General features: G+C 61.3%; 15 protein-coding genes and 1 other RNA gene. 8 read left to right on the forward strand and 8 right to left on the reverse strand.

Features of this window, described 5'->3' with window-relative positions:
- Window positions 1–22: 22 nt before the first annotated feature.
- From OKB77_RS06470 to OKB77_RS06505, 8 genes are read right to left on the reverse strand one after another with little or no spacing between them, the layout of a single operon-like run.
- Window positions 23–3,037 (reverse strand): DUF748 domain-containing protein, encoded by a 3,015-nt coding sequence (locus OKB77_RS06470; RefSeq protein WP_270817173.1) that lies wholly within the window; start codon window positions 3,035–3,037, stop codon window positions 23–25.
- Between the two features lie 52 nt (window positions 3,038–3,089).
- Entirely contained in the window at window positions 3,090–3,851 is a 762-nt protein-coding gene (locus OKB77_RS06475; RefSeq protein WP_270817175.1) for a substrate-binding periplasmic protein, read from the reverse strand.
- Between the two features lie 36 nt (window positions 3,852–3,887).
- Window positions 3,888–4,298 carry a MerR family transcriptional regulator gene (locus OKB77_RS06480; RefSeq protein WP_270817176.1) on the reverse strand — a complete coding sequence of 137 codons (411 nt, stop codon included), beginning with the start codon at window positions 4,296–4,298 and terminating at the stop codon, window positions 3,888–3,890.
- Between the two features lie 2 nt (window positions 4,299–4,300).
- Window positions 4,301–5,269, reverse strand: a complete 969-nt coding sequence (locus OKB77_RS06485) for a hydroxymethylglutaryl-CoA lyase (RefSeq protein ID WP_270817177.1) — start codon at window positions 5,267–5,269, stop codon at window positions 4,301–4,303.
- On the reverse strand, window positions 5,266–7,236 hold the full coding sequence (locus OKB77_RS06490) for an acetyl/propionyl/methylcrotonyl-CoA carboxylase subunit alpha (protein WP_270817178.1): 1,971 nt from the start codon (window positions 7,234–7,236) through the stop codon (window positions 5,266–5,268). Before OKB77_RS06490 ends, OKB77_RS06485 begins: the two co-directional genes overlap by 4 nt.
- Window positions 7,233–8,087, reverse strand: a complete 855-nt coding sequence (locus OKB77_RS06495; RefSeq protein ID WP_270817179.1) for an enoyl-CoA hydratase-related protein — start codon at window positions 8,085–8,087, stop codon at window positions 7,233–7,235. Before OKB77_RS06495 ends, OKB77_RS06490 begins: the two co-directional genes overlap by 4 nt.
- Before the next feature lie 11 nt (window positions 8,088–8,098).
- A complete protein-coding gene (locus OKB77_RS06500) occupies window positions 8,099–9,700 on the reverse strand; it encodes a carboxyl transferase domain-containing protein (protein WP_270817180.1) in 1,602 nt (533 codons plus the stop codon).
- Window positions 9,697–10,839, reverse strand: a complete 1,143-nt coding sequence (locus tag OKB77_RS06505; protein ID WP_270817181.1) for an isovaleryl-CoA dehydrogenase — start codon at window positions 10,837–10,839, stop codon at window positions 9,697–9,699. Before OKB77_RS06505 ends, OKB77_RS06500 begins: the two co-directional genes overlap by 4 nt.
- A gap of 305 nt (window positions 10,840–11,144) precedes the next feature.
- On the opposite strand from OKB77_RS06505, the gene OKB77_RS06510 reads away from it, so the two are divergent.
- The 8 genes from OKB77_RS06510 (at window position 11,145) to ffs (ending at window position 19,030) form a co-directional block, all read left to right on the forward strand.
- Window positions 11,145–12,302 (forward strand): acyl-CoA dehydrogenase family protein, encoded by a 1,158-nt coding sequence (locus OKB77_RS06510; protein WP_270817182.1) that lies wholly within the window; start codon window positions 11,145–11,147, stop codon window positions 12,300–12,302.
- 140 nt (window positions 12,303–12,442) lie between these two features.
- Window positions 12,443–13,225 (forward strand): enoyl-CoA hydratase, encoded by a 783-nt coding sequence (locus tag OKB77_RS06515; RefSeq protein ID WP_100647261.1) that lies wholly within the window; start codon window positions 12,443–12,445, stop codon window positions 13,223–13,225.
- 18 nt (window positions 13,226–13,243) lie between these two features.
- Window positions 13,244–14,356, forward strand: a complete 1,113-nt coding sequence (locus OKB77_RS06520; protein ID WP_270817183.1) for an enoyl-CoA hydratase/isomerase family protein — start codon at window positions 13,244–13,246, stop codon at window positions 14,354–14,356.
- A 51-nt stretch (window positions 14,357–14,407) separates the two neighbouring features.
- Window positions 14,408–15,310: a 3-hydroxyisobutyrate dehydrogenase gene (gene mmsB / locus OKB77_RS06525; RefSeq protein ID WP_270817184.1), complete on the forward strand. Its 903-nt coding sequence runs from the start codon at window positions 14,408–14,410 to the stop codon at window positions 15,308–15,310.
- A gap of 52 nt (window positions 15,311–15,362) precedes the next feature.
- Window positions 15,363–16,142, forward strand: coding sequence for an SDR family oxidoreductase (locus tag OKB77_RS06530; RefSeq protein ID WP_139429631.1), 780 nt, complete (start codon window positions 15,363–15,365; stop codon window positions 16,140–16,142).
- Window positions 16,143–16,500: 358 nt separating this feature from the next.
- Window positions 16,501–17,937: an arginine-ornithine antiporter gene (gene arcD / locus OKB77_RS06535; protein WP_005336921.1), complete on the forward strand. Its 1,437-nt coding sequence runs from the start codon at window positions 16,501–16,503 to the stop codon at window positions 17,935–17,937.
- A gap of 105 nt (window positions 17,938–18,042) precedes the next feature.
- Complete coding sequence (locus OKB77_RS06540) at window positions 18,043–18,831, forward strand: sulfite exporter TauE/SafE family protein (protein WP_270817185.1); 789 nt, start codon at window positions 18,043–18,045, stop codon at window positions 18,829–18,831.
- A 102-nt stretch (window positions 18,832–18,933) separates the two neighbouring features.
- Window positions 18,934–19,030, forward strand: an RNA gene (gene ffs, locus OKB77_RS06545) — signal recognition particle sRNA small type.
- Window positions 19,031–19,153: the final 123 nt, after the last annotated feature.

A 19,153-nucleotide genomic window follows, 5' to 3' on the forward strand; every position in this document is an offset into this window, starting at 1 on the left:
CTTTTTACGAAGTGCGGCGGCGTCACTGATCCAGTGTCAGGATCACTTTGGCTTCCTTGTCCTCTTCCTTGACCTGGCTGTCGAGCACGAACAGCCGCTCCGGGGCGATCCCCTGGCTGTCGACCAGAAACTCCTTGGTATTTTGCGCCCGGCGCATGGCGAGATTGCGCAGGGATTTGGCGGTGATGAGCTGCTGATCCCGCAGCAGGATCACCGCCTGGGCTCGCAGTGCCGTGCTCTCTTCATCCAGATGGAGGCGGTCCGCCAGATCTTCCAGATCTTCGCCAAAGCGCTCTTCATAGGCCTGGGCCAGCGCCTCTTGCAGGGCGGGGTCCTGTTCCAGCAGGTCGAGATCCGCCTGATTGCCGGTGAGCTTGGCCAGTACCCGTTCCAGCTTTTGTCGTTGCAGGATGGGGCGCTCCTCGTTGAAGTTGACCTTGCCGCGAATGTTCATGCTGAGCTTGGGTCTATCCTTGAGGGCCTGCGCCAGCTTGACCAGTTTCTCCTGCTGGGTGGGGGTGAGATCGGGATCCCCCGGCAGGAAGGGAAGTTCGTCGAGATCTTCGGTGCCATCGGCCAGCGAGGCGAGCAGGGAGAAGGGGGAGGTGATCGCCTTGCTCAGTGTGTTGCCCAGCACATCCCAGAAGATATTGCCGATGCTGAAGTCCGGTTGATCGAGATCGCCCTTCACCTTGAGGTTCATCTGTATCACCCCGTTGGCATCGCTCAGCAGGGCGATGGCCAGCCCCAGCGGCAGATCCTTGGCCTGATCGCTCTTTATCTTCTCGCCCAGTTGCAGCTTCTTGATGGTGATGTCGTTATCTCCCTCCAGCCGGTTGCCCTCCAGCTTGTAGTGCAGTTTCATGGAGAGCTGCCCCTTGTCGATGGCATAACCGGCATAGGTGCCCGAGTAGGGGGTGAAGGTGGTGAGCTCCAGATTGTGGAAGGCGACCGCGATGTCGAGGATCGGGTTGGCGACCAGCAGGTTGGTACCGCCGCGAATAGTCACCGGCGCATAGCGATCCACCTTGCCGTTGAAGGCAAGATCGGAATGTTGCCCCGGAATATTGCTGATATGGCGACTCTGGCCGCCCAGTGAGGCGATATCGGCCACAAAATCCTGACTCAGACTGCGATCAGCAAAGCGAAGGTTGCCCTGCTCGGTGCGCAGCTGGTCGATGGTGAAACGAAAGTCGGGAGTCTTGCTGCCGGCCGCCGCTTGAGTACTTTTGGCTGCCGCTGGCTGCGGTAACAGCAGTTGTTGCAGGTTGGTGGTGCCATCTTCGTTGATCTCGATGCGGGCGAAGGGCTTGTTCAGAGCAATGTCCTTGATCCGCATCTGCTGGCTGATGCCGTCATACGTCAGACCGGTGAGTGCCAGGGTGTTGAACTCCAGCAGCCGCTGATTGTCTGCCCGATCGACTACTTTGAGCCCGTTGATATCGAGCCCCCCTTGCAGGGTCAGCTTGCTGAGATCTCCTTGGGCGGTGGTGGCGAGATCAAGTCTGGTCTTGCTGCTCAGCAGCCCGTTTTGCACCTTGATACGCACCAGATCGGCCAGATAGGGCTGTGCCAGCGTCAGGGGCAGCCCCTGCTGGTTGATGTCGCCGCTTAAGGTGAAAGGAGTCAGGGTCAGTTGGCCATCAAAGGCGAGGGGGCTGCTCTGGTTGAACTGGGTGGCCAGAGTCAGTTTGCTCGGTTGCTCCCCTTTGCTGCCCAGTGGCCCCAGCGCCAGCTTGAGGCCGGAGAGCTGGCGTGCCTGCGGTTTGCCGCTGCTCGATTCGGTGAGGGTGAGATCGCCCTTTTCGATAAGGATCTGCTTGATCTGCCACTGCCAGGGTTTGTCTGCCCCGTGCTTCTTGCCGTTACCGGCTGCCTTTGCTTGCTGTGCCGATTTGGGCGCCGCATTGTTGGCCACCTCGTTTGCGGCGTGGGCCCCTTTGACGGGCTTGGCGGGGGCCTGTTCAATCAGCAAGTCAGCCAGATCAAGCTCCTGCTGTGGGTTGAGGGTGGCCTTGAGCAGGGGCTGTTGCAGGGTCACCTTGCCGATCTGGAGCGACTGTTTCTGGCCATCGACAGCCAAATCGCTAAGGGCCAGTTGGCCGAAGCGGGCAAATTCGTCGCCCTTGTGTTTTTTAAGCTGCCAGTTGTCCAGGGTCAGCTTGCCTTTGGACAATTGCCACAGCACCCCTTGCTTGCCTTCTTTAAGCTGGTACTCCACCTCTGCATTGGCGTGGCCCTTGGCCAGATCCAGCTTGAGATAGGGTGCCCAGAGCGGCGCGAAGGGTTTCAGCTCGACCTGCTTGAGGCTCACCTTGCCCTGACCCATGCCGCTCATCACATCGAGTTTGCCGTGAGCGGCGAGGCTGCTTTTGCCGTTGATGGCGGCGCTCAGCTGATAGGCGGTCGGGTGATTTGCCTCGGTGCGCAGGTTATCGAGCTTGAGGGTCACTTTTTCCAGATTGAGGGGCGGCAACCAGCCGGGTTCGCTCTCCTTGCGCTGATCCTGATAGCGCACATCACCGTCAGTGACCGCGATACTGGCAATGTCGACCAGTAGCGGGGCGCTGGCTGCCTCGGGCTCGGGCTCGGGCTCGGGGGCGGGCGCAGGGGCGAGCAGGGTTGTCAGCGCATCGGTCAGATTGAGTCGAACATCCCCCTTTTTGTCTGCCAGCCGTTGCAGCTGCACCACGGGTTTGATCAGGGTGACGGTGGAAAGCACGACCCCTTTCTGCTGCCAGCTGGCTTGCAGGTTTGGGGTGATAAAGAGCTGCTCAAAACCGATGATGGGCTGCTGCTTGGCATCGAGCAGGGCGGTCGCGCCGAGGGTGAGAGAAGGGTTGCGCACTCCTACGTCAATCTCCCCCAGCGTCAGTTGCAGGCCATAGTGCTCGGCCAGCCAGCCGGGCAGATAGCGTTGGATCAGACGGGGGGTTTGCCACAGCAGCAGAGTGATCAGGATAAGAAACAGCAGGAAAGCGTAGGCAAGGTAGCGCAGCAAGCGGAGCTTGGGGGACGCGGGCTCGGTGGTGTTCATTTGGTGCACTCCCATTTGATTCCCGCCATGGTACAGAAAAGCTGGATAGTAATCATGGGGTTGCGTGCTGTTGTACGCCGTACTTTGTCCAAAGGCGATCCAGTTCACCCTTTTGTTGCAGCGCTGCCAGCCACTGTTCCAGCTGGGCAGGGGTAATGGGGGCCTCAGGGTGAAGGATGGCGCGGTGTTGATATCGTTGATCCCATTTCTGCGAGATCAGCATCTGATCGGCTGTGTCGGGGTGGGCCAGCAGATACTGGTTAAGGTATGAGACGTTGATAATGGCTACCTCGCCGCGCCCTTTGAGTAGCGCTTGCAGGGCGCTGACGTTGTCTTTGACCAGGGTGATATTGAGCTTGCGCTGCAGGTAGACGGGATCGGCATTGAACTGGCCCACGCCGTAGTGGTAGCCGGTCACCCCGATAAGATGATGCCGAGAGGGGTCATCGAAAAAGCGCTGATCCCGGCCCGCTTTGTTCAGGGCCACATAGACCTCGCCACCACCGAGGAAGGGGGCTGTCATCTTGAATTTATCGGTGTCCCAGCCCCATTTGGTGTCTTCAAACAGCATCAGCGAGAAACGGCCCAGATCGAGCGCCTTGTAACGGTTGGCGGCCGAGGTGGGAACAAACACGAATCTTACCTCTTGCTGGATCTCGTTGAGTTTGGCGATGAGGTCCAGCGTTAGCCCTTCATAGCGGGAATCGGGGAGTTTGACCACAAAGGGGGCATAGGGGTATCCGCCAACCTTGATGAGGGGATGGCTCCAGCCAGAGAGGCTGAACAAGAGCAAAAACCAGCACCAATATCTCATGGGATCCCCAGGGCAATAGCTTGCTCCCAGATTCGGTTAATCTGCGCCAGTTTTCAAGCTGTTAAGGGAATTAACACAGCGCTGTTCGGCGGCTTCCAGTTCGGCCATCACCATCTGGATATCCTCCAGTTGCTGGTGCAGGGCACTGCGCTTGCTTTCGATCAGGCTGATCATGGAGTTGAGCTGGTTTTTGCTCGATTTGTCGGTGTCGTACATATCGAACAGCTCGCGGATCTCGGCCAGGCTAAACCCCAGCCGTTTGCCGCGCAGGGTCAACTTGAGCCGGATCTTGTCCCGATGGCTGTAGATGCGGGTTTGCCCCTCCCGCAGCGGGGTGAGCAGCCCCTCATCCTCGTAGTAGCGGATGGTGCGTGGCGTGACATCGAATTCGTGGGCCAGCTCCGAGATGCTGTAGGTGATCTCCTTGCTGGGCAGGGAACGGGACATGGTCATGACTCCTGTTGCTGGGCGTGTGGCTGGCAGAGGCGGGCACGCAGCCGCTCGGCATTGGCGTGCAGGGCCTGACCGACCCGCGAGCCGTTGGGGCGAGCGAGCTGCTCGCTGACCCACTGGCCGGTGGCCGCCAGTGTGTCGAGGTCCACCCCCGTCGTCATGCCAAGGCCGTGCAGCAGGTAGACCACCTCTTCTGACGCCACATTACCGGAAGCGCCCGGCGCATAGGGGCAGCCGCCAAGCCCCGCCACCGAGCAGTCGATGGTGCGAATGCCGCGCTCCAGCGCGGGTAGCAGGTTGGCCAACCCCTGGCCGTAGGTGTCGTGAAAATGGACCGCGAGTCGCCCCGCCGGGATCTCGTGCAGCACCGCATCCAGCATGGGGGCCACGGTGCCCGGAGTGCCGACGCCTATGGTGTCCCCCAGCGAAATTTCGTGGCAACCGAGATCCAGCAGTTGCTCGGCCATGGCTGCGACCCGTTTCGGCCGGGTCGGGCCATCGAACGGGCAGGCGATGACGGTGGAGAGGTAGCCGCGCACCTTGATGCCGAGGCGGCGCGCCTCCTGCACCAGCGGGGCGAAGCGCACCAGCGACTCCTCCACGCTGATGCCGATATTGGCGCGGGTAAAACCGTCGGAGCAGGCGGTGAAGAGGCCAATCTCATCGGCGCGGGCGGCAATGGCTGCCTGCAAGCCTTGCAGATTGGGCACCAGAGCGCCGTAACGGGTTGAGCCCTTGCGCGGCAGTGCCTCGAACAGCGCTGCGGAGTCCGCCATCTGCGGCACTTTTTTGGCAGAGACAAAGGCACCCACCTCGATGCGTTGCAGGCCGCTGTCGGTAAGGCGCTGGATCAGCTCCAGCCGCTGTACCAGGGAGAGGGGCGCAGCTTCATTTTGCAGGCCATCTCGCGGCCCCATCTCCACCAAACTGACCCTGTCGTCACGGACGTCCTGTGATCGGTTCATGGGTGATCCTCCTGTGAAGCTATCTCTTCGGCAAAGCGCACCAGCACAGTTCCCTGGCTTACCTGCTCGCCCTGTTTGCACTGCAGGGCTTCAATTACCCCGTCCCGCTCTGCACGCAACTGGTGTTCCATCTTCATCGCCTCCAGCACCAGCAGGGGTTGCCCCTTGCTGACTGTTTGCCCCTGCTCGATCAGCACGGCTACCACTATGCCGTGCATGGGCGCGATGGCTCCCTGCGCCTTCTCGTTTGCCTGCTCATGGTGGTGGCTGTGCTGCCGATCATCGGCCGCGAAGCGGATGCGCTGGCCCCCCAGGGTCATGATGAAGGCTGCCTCCGAGCCTGCGACCGTCTGAATGGGGATCTGTTGCCAGCAGTCACCCTGCTGCAGCCAGATATGATCATCACCTCTCTGGTAGCAACGGGTTTCCCCTTGCCACTCAAACTGGCCGCCATGATCGTGAAGGGTCAATACCCGGCGCTCATCACCGATGCGTACCGCCGCCGTCCAGCAGCGATCCGGTCCCAGCCGAAATCCGCAGGCTTGCTGCCAGGGGGAGTGACCCGCAGGGCGGCTCGCCAGCCAGAGGGTGGCCAGCGGCCAGGCGAGTTCAGGAATGGGCTGCGCTGTGGTGGGGATGGGCCACTGGGTATGGTGGCCCATGGCCAAGACGTCAGGCTCTTCACAAAGGCGTAGCAAGAGCGCGCCGTTGTGCACCAGCGGGCCGAGATCCAGCGCAGCCAGCGCATCGGCAAGTTTGGCGAACGCCTCGGTGCGGCTCTGGCCGTGGGCGATCAGCTTGGCGATCATGGGATCGTAATAGGGGCTCACCTCATCGCCAGCGGTGACGCCAGTGTCGATGCGCACGCCAACGGGCCAGTGGAGCCAGTGGATAGGCCCGCTGGCAGGCAAAAAACCGGCCGCCACATCCTCGGCGTAGAGGCGCGCCTCCACCGCATGGCCGCGCAGCACCACCTCATCCTGGGTGAGTGGCAGTGGCTTGCCCTCGGCCACGGCCAGTTGCCAAGCCACCAGATCCTGCCCGGTCACCGCTTCGGTGACCGGATGCTCCACCTGCAGCCGGGTGTTCATCTCCATAAAGAAGAACTCATCCTTGCAGAGCAGGAACTCGATGGTGCCAGCCCCCTGATAGTGGATGGCCTTGGCTGCGGCCACGGCTGCCTCCCCCATGGCGCGGCGCAGAGCCGGAGGGATGTCGGGGGCGGGCGCCTCTTCGATCACCTTCTGATGGCGTCGTTGCAAGGAGCAGTCCCTGTCCCCCAGATAGATGGCGTTGCCGAGGCTATCGGCAAAGACCTGCACCTCAACATGGCGAGCCTGGGGCAGATAGCGCTCCAGCAGCACCCGATCGTCGCCAAAGGCGGCCTTGGCTTCCCGTTTGACTGCCGCCAGCGACTCGTCAAAGTCGGCCAGCTGATCGACCCGGCGCATCCCCTTGCCACCGCCGCCGCTGGCGGCCTTGATAAGAAGCGGGAAGCCAATCTGGCTCGCTTGATCGCGTAAAAAGTCCGGCCGCTGATCCGTGCCGTGATAGCCGGGCAGCACAGGTACACCGGCAGCCTGCATCAGCGCCTTGGCGCCCGATTTATCGCCCATAGCGAGAATGGCGGCGCCGCTTGGGCCGACAAAGCGCAGGCCGCGCTGTTCGCAGGCGGTGGCAAAATCGCTGTTTTCCGACAGAAAGCCGTAACCGGGATGGATGGCATCGGCGCGCGCCTCTTTGGCAATCTTCAGCACCTTGCCGGTGTCGAGATAGCTCTCTCTGGCCGGTGCGGGCCCCAGATGCCAGACCTCATCGGCCAGACGGGTGTGCATGGCGTGGGCGTCGGCACCGGAGTAGAGGGCGATGGTGTGGATGCCGAGGCGTTTAGCCGTCTTGATGATGCGCACGGCGATTTCGCCGCGATTGGCAATCAGCAGGCGCTTAATTTGAGTGTGATGGGTCATGTCTCATCCTTGAAACGGGGACGCCAGGCGGGAGGGCGTTTGTCAAAGAAGGCCTGCATCCCCTCCTGGGCTTCGAGCCCCACCCGAACCCGGGCGATGGTCTCAACAGTTTTCTCTTCGTGCAGGCGGGAAGGATGGGCCTCTATCGCCGCCAGCAGCCGTTTGGTCTCTTTCATCGCTTCCGGCCCGTTGCGGCACAGACGAAGGGCTTGCACCCGTCCCTCCGCCAGCAGTTGATCCGGTTGGCAGAGTTGGTGTGCCACATTGAGCCGACAGGCGGTGATGGCATCGAACGGCTCGGCAGTGAGCATGTAGCGGCGCGCCTGACGCATTCCCATGGCGCGTACCACGTAGGGGCTGATCACCGCAGGCACTAGCCCGAGGCTTACCTCTGATAGGCAAAAGCGGGCATCGTCGCTGACCAGCACCAGATCGCAGGCACAGATCAGCCCCAGCGCCCCGCCATAGGCGGCCCCTTGCACCAGCGCCACCGTAGGGAAGGGGAGCTCGTCGAGGGTCTGCATCAGCCGCGCCAGTACCCGGGCGTCTTCGCGATTGTGCTCGAAATCGGCGTGGGCCAGATTACGCATCCAGTTGAGGTCGGCGCCCGCGCAGAAGTGTTTGCCCTCGGCCCGCAGCAGCAGGGCGTGAGGACGTTCGGCGAGATCATGACCATGGAGATGGGCCAGATCATCGAGGCAGTCGAGCAGCCCCAGCATCAGGTCGGCATCAAAGGCGTTGTGGCGGGCCGGGCGCGACAGCACCAGCTCGGCCAGTGGGCCGTGCCGCTCCAGCCGAAACGGGCCCTGTGTTGAAGAGCCAAGTGCTGAGGAAGTAAGTGGATCTGACATCGTTTTGCTCCTTACATCCGGAAGATGCCGTACTGCTCGGTTTCAATGCGGGCACCCTGACAGGCGGCGAGCGCCAGCGCCAGCACGGTGCGGCTCTGGGCCGGGTCGATGACGCCATCATCCCAGAGGCGGGCGCTGGCGTAGTAGGGGTGACCCTGGCGCTCATACTGCTCGATCACCGGGGCTCGGATGGCGGCCGCTTCCTGCTCGCTCAACTCTTTGCCCTCGGCAGCCAGCTTGTCCCGACGCACCTGTACCAGCACTCCGGCAGCTTGTTCGCCCCCCATGACAGAGATACGGCTGTTGGGCCAGCTAAAGAGAAAATCGGGCTCATAAGCGCGGCCGCACATGCCGTAGTTGCCAGCACCAAAGCTGCCGCCGACGATCAGGGTGATCTTGGGCACCCGGCTGCAGGCCACGGCGGTGACCAGCTTGGCGCCGTGCTTGGCGATCCCCTCTTTTTCTGCGCTGCTCCCCACCATAAAGCCGGTGATGTTCTGCAAAAAGAGCAGCGGGATGGCACGCCGGTTACAGAGTTGGATAAAGTGGGCCCCCTTCTGGGCACTGTCGCTGTGCAGCACGCCGTTGTTGGCGAGGATCCCCACTTCCATGCCGCAAATACGGGCAAAGCCGGTCACCAGTGTGGTGCCGAACAGCGCCTTGAATTCGTCAAAATCAGAGCTATCCACCAGTCGGGCGATCAGTTCGCGGGCGTCGTAAGGGCGTTTGAGGCTGGTGCCCACCAGACCGTAGAGTTCCTCGATCGGGTAGCTGGGGGGCTCGTAGCCGGGGCTGCTCTCTACCGGCTCGTTACCCAGATGAGTAACCAGCGTGCGGGCGATAGCCAGCGCATGGGCATCGTCACGGGCCATATGATCAGCAACGCCGGAGTGGGCGCAGTGTACCTCGGCGCCGCCGAGGGCCTCGGCGCTGATCTCCTCGCCGGTGGCGGCCTTGACCAGCGGCGGACCCGCCAGAAAGATGGTGGCCTGCTCCCTGACCATGATGGATTCATCAGCCATGGCGGGCACGTAGGCGCCGCCTGCGGTGCAGAGCCCCATCACCACCGCCAGTTGAGGGATGTTTTGGGCCGACATGCGGGCCTGGTTGTAGAAGATGCGGCCAAAGTGATCCCGGTCGGGGAACACCTCGTCCTGCATCGGCAGAAAGGCGCCGCCGGAATCCACCAGATAGAGGCAGGGGAGGCGCAGCCGCTCGGCGATGGTCTGGGCGCGCAGGTGTTTTTTCACCGTGAGCGGGTAGTAGGTACCACCCTTCACGGTGGCGTCGTTCACCACCAGCATGCAGAGCCTGCCCGAGACCCGGCCGATGCCGGTGATGATACCGGCGGCGGGTACCGGCTCGTCATAGACCTGCCAGCCAGCCAGCGCCGACAGTTCGAGAAACGGGGAGCCCGGGTCCAGCAGCTGATTGATGCGCTCGCGGGGCAGCAGCTTGCCACGGGCCTGATGGCGGGCGTTGTTGGCCGCGCCGCCCCCTTGCGCAATCTCGGCAATGCGGGCGTGGAGATCGTCGACCAGCCCCTGCATGGCGGCCCGATTGGCCGCATATTCCGGGCTCGCCGTGTCGAGGCGGGAGTGGATACGACTCATGCATTTTCTCCCATCAGCTCGCGGCCAATGAGCCAGCGGCGGATCTCCGAGGTGCCGGCTCCGATCTCGTAGAGTTTGGCGTCCCGCAGCAGACGGCCGGTGGGGTATTCGTTGATGTAACCGTTGCCGCCGAGCAGCTGGATAGCGTCGAGGGCCATCTGGGTGGCGTTTTCGGCGGCAAACAGGATGGCTGCGGCGCAATTTTTACGGCTGGTGCGACCCTGATCGCAGGCGCTCGCCACCGAGTAGACCAGCGCCCGGCTGCTGGCGAGGCGGGTATACATGTCGGCGAGCTTGCCCTGCACCAGCTGGAACTCGCCGATGGCTTGACCAAACTGCTTACGCTCACGCACATAGGGCAGCACTACATCCATGCAGGCCTGCATGATGCCAAGGGGGCCCGCAGCCAGCACCACCCGCTCGTAATCGAGCCCGCTCATCAGCACCTTGACCCCGCCGTGCAGAGGGCCCAGCAGGTTTTCCTGCGGCACTCGGCAGTTGTCGAACACCAGCTCGCAGGTGCTGGAGCCGCGCATCCCCAGCTTGTCGAGCTTCTGGGCGGTAGAAAAACCGGGAGTGCCGGCTTCAACGATAAAGGCAGAAATTCCTTTGGGGTCCGCACTGGTATCTGTCTTGGCATAGATGACGAAGGTGTCGGCATCCGGGCCGTTGGTGATCCACATCTTGTTGCCGTTGAGAACGAAGTGATCGCCCTCGCGCTCCGCGGTCAGGCGCATGCTGACCACATCGGACCCGGCTCCCGGCTCGCTCATGGCCAGCGCCCCCACATGCTCGCCCCTCACCAGCGGGGGGAGGTAGCGTGCTTTCTGCTCCGCCGTACCGTGGCGGTGGATCTGGTTGATGCAGAGATTGGAGTGGGCGCCGTAGGAGAGGCCGACCGAGGCGCTGGCGCGGCTTACCTGTTCCATCACCAGCACGTGGGCCAGATAGCCGAGGTTCACCCCGTCATACTCCTCCGCCACTGTGATGCCGTGCAGCCCCAGTTCACCCATCCGGGGCCAGAGATCACGGGGAAAGGCGTTGCTCTGATCGATCTCGCTGGCGCGCGGGGCGATCACTTTCTGGCAGAAGGCCGCAACCTGTTCGGTCAGGGCATTCAGGGTCTCATCCATCTGCATCCATGCTCTCCTTGCGGATATGACAGTCGGTTTGGAAGGTTGGTTCGACCGGCTGACTCGGCGTTACGGCTGGCAGTGGTCGGTCCATTTTGTACTTCACTTCTGCCACAAGTTTACGTTAGCGTAAACGTAAATCAATTGTTAATCTGTTGTGTGTTGATAAAGCGGTGGTAGTGAGAGCGTCATCAGCTGCCACGACAACAGCGCCATAGTGGCAGATCCGACAGACGCAGCGTGTGGGCGCCGCGTCATAAAGCACTAACTCAGGAAAAGAAGCGCGGGGCAACAAGGGAGCGAACGACAAGATGGATTTTACCCTGACCGATGATCAACAGGCGTATGTGGAGGCGGCCGCCGCCTTTGCCGATGAGGCGCTCAAACCCCATGCCGCGCGCTGGGACAAGGAGCATGAGTTTCCGATCCCGACCATCAAGCAGGCGGCCGAGCTCGGGTTTTGCGGTCTCTATACCCCGGAGCAGTTTGGCGGATTGGGGTTGCCGCGACTTGACTCGAGTCTCATCTTCGAGCGCCTCGCCATGGGCTGTACCTCGACCACGGCGTATCTGACCATTCACAACATGGTGAGCTGGATGCTGGGCAGCTGGCTGCCCACCGAGGTTGCCAAGGAGTGGGTGCCCAAACTGGCCAGCGGTGAGCTGCTGGGCTCCTATTGCCTGACTGAGCCGGGTGCGGGTTCCGATGCGGCGGCGCTCAAGACCCGAGCCACTCGCGAGGGTGATAGCTACCTCATCGAGGGAACCAAGGTCTTTATCTCGGGAGCGGGCAGCACTGACGTGCTGGTGGTGATGGCCCGTACCGGTGGTGAAGGTGCGAAGGGGATCTCTGCCTTTATGGTGCCGGCTAATGCCCCCGGCGTGAGCTATGGCAAGGCAGAAGAGAAGATGGGCTGGAACAGCCAGCCGACCCGGGAGGTTGTTTTCAACGGGGTTTGCATTCCTGCCTGTTATCGGTTGGGCGAAGAGGGGGAAGGATTCAAGTTCGCCATGCAGGCCCTCAATGGGGGGCGCATTAATATTGCCACCTGTTCGGTGGGCACAGCCCAGCAGGCGCTGGACGATGCGCTGGCCTATGTGCAGCAGCGCCAGCAATTTGGTCACCCGATCAGCGAATTCCAGAGCGTGCAGTTTCGCCTGGCCGATATGGCGACAGAGCTGGCTGCCGCCCGCCTGCTGGTACGTCAGGCCGCCGACAAGCTGGATCGCGGGGCACCCGACAAGAGTGCCTGGTGTGCCATGGCCAAACGGTTTGCCACCGATGTGGGTTATCGAATCTGTGATGAGGCTCTGCAACTCTTTGGCGGCTATGGTTATATCCGCGAGTATCCGCTCGAGCGCTACCTGCGCGATACCCGGGTACACCGCATTCTGGAGGGCACCAACGAGGTGATGCGACTCATCATCGCGCGCCGCCTGCTGGCCGATCCCGGTTTGTCGCTGGGCTAATCGGTGGTCGCATCAAGGGTGTGTTGCCTGCCACCCGATTTGCACCATGCCATGCCGGTTTCGGCTTTGTGAGCCAGCCACAGGTTGGCGTCATTCAAGCCTGTCATCATGGCAGCAGCTTCATCGACAAGGACAATGTTATGACAAGGATCAGACTCGAATATCATGGCCACGTGGCCTATATCACTCTCGACCATCCCCCTGCCAACACCTGGACCCTCGCCAGCCTGCAGGCCTTTTTGCAGATGATGGTGGAGCTCGACAGTCGTCCCGATGTGGTGGCGCTGGTGATCCGTGGTGCGGGCGACAAATTTTTCTGCGCCGGTGCCGACCTCAATATGTTTGTCGAGGGGAATGTCGAGCTGGCCCGCGAAGTAGCCGAGGCCTTTGGCAAGGCCTTCGAGGCGCTGGCCCGTTTTCATGGCGTCAGTATCGCCGCCATCAATGGTTATGCCATGGGCGGTGGCCTGGAAGTGGCGTTGGCCTGTGATATCCGCATCGCCGAGCAGCAGGCGTTGCTGGGACTGCCGGAAGCCTCGGTGGGCTTGCTTCCCTGTGCCGGTGGCACCCAGCGTTTGACCGAACTGGTGGGGCCGGGCTGGGCCAAGCGGATGATCCTCTGCGGTGAGAAGGTGAGTGCCTCGCTGGCCTACGAGATGGGGCTGGTGGAGGAGGTGGTGAAAACCGGTCAGGCATGGGAGGCCGCGCACCAGATGGCCCATCTGGTGGAGCGCCAGAGCCCGAGTGCCCTGCGCGCCTGCAAAACCCTGATCAATCAGGGCCGCAGTGGCCCGCGGGATGCCGCCTTGCCTCGTGAGCGGTCGCTGTTTCTCGATCTCTTTAGCGATGCCAATCAGCGTGAAGGGGTGGCCGCCTTTCTGGAGAAACGCTTACCGCGCTGGCAATATGGCCCAACAGAATAAATCCATACGGAGCCGTTTATGAGTGAGTCGGTCAAGGTTAGCTGTTATCCCACCGAAGATGGTCATCAGATCGGGGTGTTGACCCTCGACAGCCCTGCGTCTCTCAACGCATTGAGCCTGCCGATGATCCAGATCCTGCAACAGACGCTGACCCGTTGGGAGCAGGATCCCGCCATCGTCTGTGTGCTGCTGCAGGGGGCGGGTGAGAAGGCGTTCTGTGCCGGTGGCGATATCCGCTCCTTCTATTACCGCAAACAGGAGGCGAGCGAGGAGGAACTGTTCGAGTATGCCCGCGACTTTTTCGAGCAGGAGTACCGGCTCGACCACCACATCCACTCTTACCGCAAGCCCCTTATCTGCGTGGCGGACGGTATCTGCATGGGGGGCGGTATTGGCCTGTTTGCCGGAGCTGATTTTCGGGTGGTGACCGAAAGAGGCCTGTTCGCCATGCCGGAGGTGACCATCGGCCTCTACCCCGACGTGGGGGCAAGCTGGTTTTTAAGCCGGATGCCGGGGCGGCTGGGGCTCTGGCTCGGTCTGACTGGCGCCCGCTTCAACGGGAGTGATGCCATCGGTCTTGGGCTGGCGGATCACGCAATCGCCAGTGGCGAGCGCAGTGCGCTGTTGTCACGCTTCGCCGTGCTCGACTGGACTGGCAGTGGTGATCCCCGTGAGCAGATCGATCTGTTGCTCAGGGAATTGCACAGTGAGGTGGCGGCCCGCTTGCCAGCGCCTGTGCTGCTGCCCCATCAACAGAGGATCGATGCCCTGCTGGCGGGGCGCACGCTGCAAGGGGTATTGGCGCGGTTGTTCGAGGCTCAGTTCGATGAACAGGAGGCGGTACTCCAGCAGGCGCAGCAGCTCTGCCGCACCGGCAGCCCCATCAGCCGTGCCATTTTGTGGCGCCAATATTGGCAGGCTCGCCGCTACTCCCTGGCCGAGGTACTTGCCGAGGAGCTGACCCTCTCGGTCAACTGCGTGCTCAAGGGCGATTTTGTGGAAGGGGTGCGAGCACTGCTGATCGACAAGGATAAAGGTCCCCGCTGGCAGCAGCTACCACCGGAGGGGGAGTGGCTGGATGAGTTTTATCGCTGGCCGCAGGGGAGCAATCCGTTGGCCTGCAAGGAATAACAGGTTGGCAACCGTCGGACGCCGCCATCAGCAACGCAAGGAGCAAGCGGGATGACAAGGATAGGATTTATCGGGCTCGGCAACATGGGCGGGCCCATGGCGGCCAATCTGGCCAGGGCCGGGCACACGGTGCAGGTGTTTGATCTGGTTGCTCAAAACATTGAGCGCGCCATCGCCGCTGGCTGTATCGCAGCGGGGGATGCCCGAGAGGCGGTGACCGGCTGCGAGGTGGTGATCAGCATGCTACCTGCGGGGGAGCATGTGCGCGACCTTTGGTTGTCTGAGGGGCAGGATCTGCTGGCAGCCCTGCCGGTTGGTGCACTGGTGATCGACTGCTCCACTATCGATGTCGACTCTGCCCGTCAGGTCGGGGAGGCAGCCCGCGCCCGTGGTTTGCGCTTTATCGATGCCCCTGTATCGGGCGGTGTCGTCGGTGCGGCCGCTGGGACGCTCACCTTTATCGTTGGCGGCGACGCGGCAGATTTCGAGTCGGCGAAACCTCTGCTCGCCTGCATGGGGCAGAACCTGTTTCACGCCGGGACGCTGGGTGCCGGGCAGATCGCCAAGATGTGCAACAACATGCTGCTTGCGATCCATATGGCGGGCACTGCCGAGGCGCTGGCCCTCGGGGTGAAGGAGGGACTGGATCCCGCCGTGCTCTCCACCATCATGGGCAAGAGCTCCGGCAACAACTGGAGTCTGGAGCGCTACAACCCCTGGCCCGGGGTGATGGAGAATGTCCCTGCCGCTCGCAACTATCAGGGGGGCTTTATGACCCGTTTGATGGTGAAAGATTTGGGATTGGCCATGGCGCTGGCCGAGCATGGGCACAGCGCTGTGCCCATGGGGGCGCTGGCCCGCAACCTGTTCAACCTGCATGCCGCCCAGGGGCAGGGGAGTCGCGATTTCTCGAGCATCGTCGAACTCTATCTGGATAAACAGGGTCCCGCCTGACGGGCCACCTCTCTTCAAGGCATCTCCCTTCGACCAGCTACAAGGAGCATTGATGGATATCAAAGATAAGGTCATCGTTATTACCGGCGCCGGACGTGGCTTGGGACGGGCCATTGCGTTGGCCCTGGGCGCACAGGGGGCGACGCTGGCACTGCTCGACATCAATCGCGCCGATCTGGAAGCGACCGCCGCCCTGGTGCGCAGTCAGAATGATCAGTGCGATCAAGATAGCCAGTGCGAGCTGTTTGTCTGCAATGTGGCGAGCGAAGCCGAGGTTGAGTCGGTTTTTGCTGGCATCAAGGAGCGTTTTGGCGTGCTGCACGGTCTTATCAACTGCGCCGGCATTTTGCGCGATGGCATGCTGATCAAGGTGAAAGAGGGTGAGCTGGTGGAGAAGATGACGCTGGCCCAGTGGCAGAGCGTGATTGACGTCAACCTCACCGGTACCTTCCTCTGCGGTCGCGAGGGGGCGGCGCTGATGGCGCAAGGGGGGCAGGGGGGCGTCATCATCAACATATCCTCCATTGCTCGCGCCGGCAATATCGGCCAGAGCAACTATGCCGCCAGCAAGGCGGGAGTTGCCTCGCTGGTGGTGACCTGGGCGCGGGAGCTGGCTCGCCATGGCATTCGGGTCATGGGAATTGCCCCTGGGGTGTTTGCCACCGACATGACGGCGGCGATGAAGCCGGAGGCGATGGCGCGGATGCAGCAGGCCATTCCGGTCGGCACCCTTGGCGAGGCGCAACAGCTGGCCGAGACGGTGAGCTTTATTTTTGCCAACGACTATCTGTCGGGGCGGATGGTAGAACTGGATGGCGGTTTGCGTTTATAGGGATTTACATAATGGGCCCCGGTGTTTCCACCGGGGCTTTTTTATGCAGATTATTTATACAGAGAGCGCCTGAATGGCGATGCATAGGAACCATGCGAGTCAGGTTGTGTTGGCAGAAAAATGAGAAATATCAATGGGTCTTGGTTAATTTGAGCCAGCTCACAGGCCATATGGGTCAGTGCTGTAAAATTGCGCGCGGTCAAGGCGGTGCATGATTGACGGGACGAGGGATTGCGGTCGGAATAGTCATGCAATATAGTTGCCGCCTTTTTCACGGGGTCAGGATTCCCAGCCCCTCCCATATTGCGCGCAGTATGAATACGGACGCTCTGCCGCCGCCTAAATAAACAGGATTGAAATGGACAAGAAACTAGGGCTGGGCGCCCTCATTTCGCTGGTGATCGGCTCCATGGTCGGCGCCGGGGTCTTCAGTCTGCCACAAAACATTGCTGCGCATGCCAGTGCCGGGGCGGTCGCCCTGGGTTGGGCCATCACCGGTCTTGGCATGATCTGTCTCGCGCTGGTCTATCAGAACCTCTCCATGCGCCGCCCCGATCTCGATGGCGGTATCTTCAGCTATGCCAAAGCCGGTTTCGGCGATTTCATCGGTTTCAACGCTGCCTGGGGTTACTGGCTCTGCCAACTGCTGGCCAACGTCTCTTACGCCATCGTAGTGTTCAGCGCCCTGAGCTACTTCTTCGATACGCCGGACAACGTCATCTTCGGTGACGGCAATACGCCGGTCGCCATCACGTTGGCCTCCATCCTGATCTGGTCGGTGCATGCGCTGGTGCTGCGCGGGGTGCAGGTCGCTGCGCTGGTGAATATCGTCACCACCATCGCCAAGATGGTGCCGCTCATCGTCTTCTGTGTTGCGATCCTGCTGGCCTTCAACATGGATACCTTCACTCTGGATATCTGGGGCCAGAACAACATGGAGCTGGGCTCCGTGATGGATCAGGTCAAGTCCACCATGAAGGTGACCCTCTGGGTCTTTATCGGGATTGAAGGGGCCGTGGTAGTCTCTGCCCGTGCCCGTCATCGCAAGGATGTGGGCCGTGCCACCGTGCTGGCGCTGCTCGGCGCCCTGACGCTCTACGTGATGGTGACCCTGTTCTCGCTGGGTGTCATGAGCCAGCCGCAACTGGCGGCGCTCAAGAACCCTTCGACCGCCATGATCCTTGAAGCCGTAGTCGGCCCCTGGGGCGCCTGGCTTATCAACATCGGTCTGGTGGTGTCGGTAATGGGTGCTCTGCTCAGCTGGACCGTGCTGGCCGCTGAAGTGCCCTATATCGCAGGCAAGACCGGCGTCTTCCCGGGCTGGTTTGCCAAGGAGAACAAAAACGGCTCGCCGCAGGTGTCCCTCTGGTGCTCCACCTGTCTGGTGCAGATCTTCCTGATCATCATCTACTTCCAGAGCAGCACCTATCTGGCGCTGGTCAACATCGCCACCTCGGCGGCGCTGGTGCCCTACGTTTTCTCCGGTGCCTATGGCCTGAAGCTGGCATTGAAAGGGGAGACCTATCAGGGTCAACCTCATCAGCGCAAGCGTGACCTGCTGCTGGCCCTGGTGGCGACCGTTTACGGCTGCTGGCTGGTCTACGCTGCCGGTGTGGAGTACCTGTTGCTGGTGGCGCTGCTCTATAGTCCGGGCATCTTCATCTACTGGAAGGCGCGTCAGCATCACGGTCTGCGCGGCCTTAACCGATTGGAGCAGGGGATGACGGCGGCCCTGCTCGGCTGTGCCGTGCTGGCCTTCTACAAGGTGATGGACGGTACCATTCCACTGCACTAACCGGCACAATGAAGAGATGGCCCTCGCGCCATCTCTTTTTTTTCATGCAGATATCCACTGTTGCCCGGCCGTGTTGGCCAGTTTTTGTTTAACACAGGAATTTTTATGCTGTTTATGGGTTACCTCCTGCTGGGCGCCTTTGCCGGCATGCTGGCGGGGCTGTTCGGGATTGGCGGTGGATTGATCATTGTCCCCGTGCTGGTCATGACCTTTCGCGCTCAGGGTATCGACCCTGAAATAATTACCCATCTGGCCCTCGGCACTTCCCTTCCCACCATGATCTTTACCGGATTCAGCTCGCTTAGAGCGCACCAGGAAGCGGGCGCCGTCGACTGGGTGATGATCCGCAGATTGGGGGCTGGTATGTTGGTTGGTGCCTGGCTCGGTGGTATGACGGCCAATCTGCTCAGTACCGGCACCCTCAATATCATTATCGGCTGCTTCGCCTGGACTATGGCGCTGCAGATGGGGCTTAACCTCAAGCCCAAGGCGGAAAGACACCTGCCAGGAGCGTTCGGCACAGGCATCGCCGGTACCATCATTGGCTGGATGTCAGCGCTGTTTGGCATTGGCGGTGGCTCGCTCACCGTCCCTTACCTGAGCTGGAACTCGGTGCCAATGCGCAATGCGGTAGCGGCCTCTGCAGCTTGCAGCATGCCCATCGCGCTGGCGGGGAGCCTCAGCTACCTCTATGCGGGTTGGGGTCATGCCGATCTGCCCGAGTGGAGTGTGGGCTACATCTATCTGCCCGCCCTGCTGGGCATTGTGCTGACCAGTACCCAGTTTGCCCGCCTTGGTGCCAAGCTGGCACACCGATTGTCACCAAGACGCCTCAAGCAGGCATTTGCTCTGCTGATGCTGCTGGTGGGGGCGAAATTTATGCTGTTTAGCTGATTCATTCGGCAGATTGTTGAAAAATAAGGCAAACGATCTGTTGGAGGGTAGAAAGCCGTTGCATTGAACGCCCAGTTTGCCTATTCTCCTCGCCGGTGGTCCTATTGGTCCTCTCGCATTGATAACCCGTCGACCTGGTCAGGACCGGAAGGTAGCAGCCAAGGCGGGGGACTCGAGTGCCGGGATGTGGCTGGTAGGGCCACCACTTGTTTCTGCAATTCAATAAGTTAGCTTCCCAAAGCCCTTGGTCATCCACTTTGTGTCGACGATGAGGCGCTCATCGATGAATCTCTGGCTCAGTCCCCACGGCATCTGGTATTAC

It is taken from the genome of Aeromonas sp. Y318-3 (assembly GCF_027706185.1).
Classification (GTDB): domain Bacteria; phylum Pseudomonadota; class Gammaproteobacteria; order Enterobacterales; family Aeromonadaceae; genus Aeromonas; species Aeromonas veronii.

Coding starts and splice junctions, on each gene's coding strand:
- OKB77_RS06470 (WP_270817173.1), bottom strand. CDS start 3,037: ATGAACACCACCGAGCCCGCGTCCCCCAAGCTCCGCTTGCTGCGCTAC.
- OKB77_RS06475 (WP_270817175.1), bottom strand. CDS start 3,851: ATGAGATATTGGTGCTGGTTTTTGCTCTTGTTCAGCCTCTCTGGCTGG.
- OKB77_RS06480 (WP_270817176.1), bottom strand. CDS start 4,298: ATGTCCCGTTCCCTGCCCAGCAAGGAGATCACCTACAGCATCTCGGAG.
- OKB77_RS06485 (WP_270817177.1), bottom strand. CDS start 5,269: ATGAACCGATCACAGGACGTCCGTGACGACAGGGTCAGTTTGGTGGAG.
- OKB77_RS06490 (WP_270817178.1), bottom strand. CDS start 7,236: ATGACCCATCACACTCAAATTAAGCGCCTGCTGATTGCCAATCGCGGC.
- OKB77_RS06495 (WP_270817179.1), bottom strand. CDS start 8,087: ATGTCAGATCCACTTACTTCCTCAGCACTTGGCTCTTCAACACAGGGC.
- OKB77_RS06500 (WP_270817180.1), bottom strand. CDS start 9,700: ATGAGTCGTATCCACTCCCGCCTCGACACGGCGAGCCCGGAATATGCG.
- OKB77_RS06505 (WP_270817181.1), bottom strand. CDS start 10,839: ATGCAGATGGATGAGACCCTGAATGCCCTGACCGAACAGGTTGCGGCC.
- OKB77_RS06510 (WP_270817182.1), top strand. CDS start 11,145: ATGGATTTTACCCTGACCGATGATCAACAGGCGTATGTGGAGGCGGCC.
- OKB77_RS06515 (WP_100647261.1), top strand. CDS start 12,443: ATGACAAGGATCAGACTCGAATATCATGGCCACGTGGCCTATATCACT.
- OKB77_RS06520 (WP_270817183.1), top strand. CDS start 13,244: ATGAGTGAGTCGGTCAAGGTTAGCTGTTATCCCACCGAAGATGGTCAT.
- mmsB (WP_270817184.1), top strand. CDS start 14,408: ATGACAAGGATAGGATTTATCGGGCTCGGCAACATGGGCGGGCCCATG.
- OKB77_RS06530 (WP_139429631.1), top strand. CDS start 15,363: ATGGATATCAAAGATAAGGTCATCGTTATTACCGGCGCCGGACGTGGC.
- arcD (WP_005336921.1), top strand. CDS start 16,501: ATGGACAAGAAACTAGGGCTGGGCGCCCTCATTTCGCTGGTGATCGGC.
- OKB77_RS06540 (WP_270817185.1), top strand. CDS start 18,043: ATGCTGTTTATGGGTTACCTCCTGCTGGGCGCCTTTGCCGGCATGCTG.